Genomic DNA, 3895 nt, shown 5'->3' on the forward strand with positions numbered 1-3895 from the left:
GGTCGACCTGATCATCACCAACGGGGCGTCCGCGTCTCCCGAGGAGTACGCCCGCCAGGCACGCGCGCTCCAGGTGGACCTGGAGGTGACGGCGGAGGACGGCACGAAGCACGACAAGGAGATCACCCTCAGCGACAAGCCGGGCCCGCAGACGATCCCCACCGGCATCAGCGACGTGAAGACGGTACGCCTGGTACTGCGTTCACCCGTTGGCCTGACCTCGGGACGTCACCTGGCCCTGGCGGAGGTGGAGTTCTTCCAGCGGAGTTGACGAAGCGCCGTCCCGGCCAGGCCCGTCTTCTCGGCAGAGAGGGAGGGGCCAAGGCAACGGCCGGGGCCGCCACCCCCCACAGGAGAGGCCCCGGCCGTCGCGCGGCACGGGCCGCGCGGCGACCCGTACTTCCTACAGCGCCATGAGTGCGTTTTCTGTCACACCCTCCTGTGTCACGGGTTAGTTGCATCCTGGACGGATGTGGACGGGGAGAGGATTCAGGCCGTAACGTGCCTTTCGCGCCAGGCCACGACGGACACATGACCACGAACCGCCCGTGGCCTCGAGACCGCAACCACTGATCGAACAACCACGACGGCGAGAACCCGGTCCGCGAGAGCGGTGCCGGTTGAGGCGCAGAAGGGCGCGCGCGTGTGCTGGGGGACGACGCGGAGCTGACCGCCGCGGTGCGCGCGGCACAGGACGGGGACGAGACCGCGTTCCGGACTGTGTACCGCGCCGTGCACCCGCGGCTGCTGGGATACGTACGGACACTGGTCGGCGAGCCCGACGCCGAGGACGTGACGTCCGAGGCGTGGCTGCAGATCGCCCGTGACCTGGAGCGGTTCACCGGTGACGCGGACCGGTTCCGCGGCTGGGCCGCCCGTATCGCCCGCAACCGCGCGCTGGACCACATACGCATGCGCGGACGCCGCCCCGCGATCGGCGGCGACGAGACCGAGCTGACCGGGCGGGCCGCCGAGTCCGACACCGCCGGCGAGGCCATCGAGGCGCTGGCCACCGACGACGCGTTCTCCCTCATATCCCGGCTGCCGCAGGACCAGGCCGAGGCCGTCGTCCTGCGCGTGGTCGTGGGCCTCGACGCCAAGTCCGCCGCCGAGACCCTGGGTAAACGACCGGGTGCCGTACGGACGGCCGCGCACCGGGGTCTGAAGCGCCTGGCCGAGTTGATCGGTGGCGATCCGGAAGCCCGACCGGAATCCACCGGGGTGCTCGACGCCCTCCCTCCCCAGAGAGAACCACGCCGTCGTACGGTGACGTCCGCGAGTGTCGCGCAGACGCGAACGCGGACGCAGAAGGACATGTGATGGCCGACGAGCAGCACAGGTGGCTGGACCGCGGGACCGCGGAGCGTTTACTGAGCGGAGAGCCCCCGGAAACTGCCGATCCCGTCGCCCGTGACCAGGCCCGACGGCTCGCCGGAACACTGCGCGCGCTCTCCGCGCCGCCCCCTGCGGACGGTGCGGAACTCCCCGGAGAGGCGGCCGCCTTGGCCGCCTTCCGCGCGTCGCGCGAGGAACGGGAGAGACGGGCCGAGGCGGCCCACGGTGCGGGCCGACCGACCGGGACGCGGTCCTCCGACATCGGGCCGATCCGTATCGGAGCCCCGCACGGTGATCGTTCCGGAACCGCGAACGGACCCCGGCGGGAGCGTCCCCTGTACCTCGGGCTGGCCGCCGCGCTGGTCGCCGGCATGGCCGGGGGCGCCGCGGTCCTGACCGGAACCGGAGTCCTGTCTCCGCCCGACGGCTCCCGGTCCGACCCGGCGGCCTCCGTCACGCACCCCGAACACCCGTTGGTGTCCCCTCCGCCGGAGGACGGCGCACCGGGCGGAGTCACGCCCGGGGGCCGGCACTCCGAGAGTGCCGCCGGGGACGCCGACGGGTCCCGCACACCGGAGGAGCCCGGTGCGGACACGGGTGACGGCGCGGCCCGTTCCGGCCGCGGCGGGAAGCAGCTCGCCGCGGCCTGCCGCGCGTGGCGCGACGGCAAGGCACTGAACGGCGAGCGCGAGCACCTCCTCGAGGACGCGGCGGGCGGCTCCTCCCGGGTCGGCCCGTACTGCGAGGACGTGCTGTCCCCGTCGGACACGTCCGGTGCGTCGTCCGGTGCGTCCGGCACCGACGAGGGAGCTCACAAGGGCAACGGCGACGGGAGGGCCGACGGCGAGAGCAGGGGCCAGGGCCAGGAACAGGGCTGGGATCAGGGTCAAGGCCAGGACCAGGGTCAAGGCCAGGACCAGGGTCAAGGCCAGGACCAGGGCCAAGGCCAGGATCAAAGCCAGGACCAGGGCAACGGCGGCAACAGCGCCAAGAAGGGCGACAGCGGTGAGAGCGGCACGGGTGGCAACCACGGCACGGGCGGCGAGAAGAACCCGTGAAACCGCCCCTGACCTGCCCTTTTGTTGACCGCTAAATTTTTTTCCCGACAGGTGTGACACTTTCGACCCTCGTGGCGCAGTAATGAGTGAGCCGACTGGTCATCGGCTGTCGCACGGAGCCGGGGTTCCCCCCGTACCCACGGCTCGTGCATTCGGCGCGGGCGGGACACGTTCCCCCGGTCCCGCCCGCGCCCCGTCTCACCAGTGCACGACGACCTTGTCGCCGTTCCGCACCTGCCCGTACAGCCGGGCGATGGCCCCCTCGTCCCGTACGTTGACGCAGCCGTGCGAGGCACCGGCGTATCCCCGCGCGGCGAAGTCGGCCGAGAAGTGCACGGCCTGGCCGCCGCTGAAGAACAGGGCGTACGGCATGGGCGAGTCGTAGAGCGTGGACACATGGTGCCGGGACTTCCAGTAGACGTGGAAGACACCCTCACGGGTCGGCGTGTACTCGGAGCCGAAGCGCACCGGCATCGTCGACACCGTCCGCCCGTCGATCATCCAGCGCAGGGTGCGGCTCGACTTGCTGATGCACAGCACGCGGCCGGTCCGGCAGCGCGGGTCGGGCGCGTCGGCCGGCTGGCCGCCCATCAAGTACAGCTCCCACCTGCCCGGTTCGTGCGTCATGCCGAGCAGCCGCTGCCAGGTGACGGAGTCGGTCACCCCGGTCCTCGGCAGTCCGCGCTTGCCCTGGAAGCCCCGGACCGCCTCCGCCGTCAGGTCGTCGTACGTCCCCGTCGGCCCGTGGAAGATCCAGGCGACCTGCCGCAGCCGGGCCTGGAGTTCGCGTATGTCGCGACCGGAGTCACCGGGGGACCACAGCACGCGCGGTGCCGGGGCGCCGGGACGGGAGGACTTCCCGCCGTCGTCCGGAACCCGTGACCTCGGTGCCGGTGACTCCGGCGTCGGCGCGGAGGGCGTCCGGCTCGGCACCTCGATGCGCACCGGCGACCCGGGCCTCCCGTCCGCCCCGGCCGGCTGCACCGTACAGCCGGTCGCCCCTCCCGCGAGGGCGGCCAGCGCCGCGAGACCCGCGATCCCTTTCCTCCCCATGCCCCTCCTCCGCACACCGGCCCCCGTCGTCCCCCCGGCCGCGCCCGGCCGTCACCTGAGATGTTCCCCGGATGTGACCACCGGCGAACAAGGGGGCATGGTGGTGAGTGACCGGAAGACGACCGCCGAGGCGGTGCTGTGAGCGGGGTCCCGCCGAGGCTGTGAGGAAGGTCCCAGCGTGCGCCCCTCCACCGGACCGCACGCGCACCGCTACAGTCCGTCGAGGGGTCGGCCTGCACCGACGAGTAACTGACGGGTACCGGGCGACCGAGTCGAGCAACGCCGCTCAGCGGGAGGCATCACACCATGGCGCGCGAGTCGGGCAGTGCCCGATCCACCGAGAGTGGACTGCCCATCGAACCGGTGTACGGGCCGGAGGCCCTGGAGGGCTGGGATCCGGCGGAGAAGCTGGGCGAGCCGGGGGCGTATCCCTTCACCCGGGGTGTGTA

4 protein-coding genes and 1 pseudogene are annotated in these 3895 nt (G+C 72.2%); 4 read left to right on the forward strand and 1 reads right to left on the reverse strand.

Annotated elements, in window-relative coordinates; all coding sequences use genetic code 11:
- The 3 genes and pseudogenes from KUM38_RS24215 to KUM38_RS24225 form a co-directional block, all read left to right on the forward strand.
- Positions 1–271, forward strand: a pseudogene (locus KUM38_RS24215) (zinc ribbon domain-containing protein); the annotation flags it as partial.
- A gap of 374 nt (positions 272–645) precedes the next feature.
- Positions 646–1320 carry an RNA polymerase sigma factor gene (locus tag KUM38_RS24220; RefSeq protein WP_217131545.1) on the forward strand — a complete coding sequence of 225 codons (675 nt, stop codon included), beginning with the start codon at positions 646–648 and terminating at the stop codon, positions 1318–1320.
- Positions 1320–2393, forward strand: a complete 1074-nt coding sequence (locus KUM38_RS24225; protein ID WP_217131546.1) for a hypothetical protein — start codon at positions 1320–1322, stop codon at positions 2391–2393. Before KUM38_RS24220 ends, KUM38_RS24225 begins: the two co-directional genes overlap by 1 nt.
- A gap of 198 nt (positions 2394–2591) precedes the next feature.
- Here the strand turns inward: KUM38_RS24225 and KUM38_RS24230 are convergent, their stop codons facing one another.
- On the reverse strand, positions 2592–3446 hold the full coding sequence (locus KUM38_RS24230) for a L,D-transpeptidase family protein (RefSeq protein WP_217131547.1): 855 nt from the start codon (positions 3444–3446) through the stop codon (positions 2592–2594).
- A 306-nt stretch (positions 3447–3752) separates the two neighbouring features.
- On the opposite strand from KUM38_RS24230, the gene KUM38_RS42085 reads away from it, so the two are divergent.
- A partial coding sequence (locus KUM38_RS42085) for a methylmalonyl-CoA mutase family protein (RefSeq protein ID WP_254397682.1) occupies positions 3753–3895 on the forward strand: 143 nt, incomplete at its 3' end.

Source organism: Streptomyces sp. AC558_RSS880 (genome assembly GCF_019049255.1).
Classification (GTDB): Bacteria; Actinomycetota; Actinomycetes; order Streptomycetales; family Streptomycetaceae; genus Streptomyces.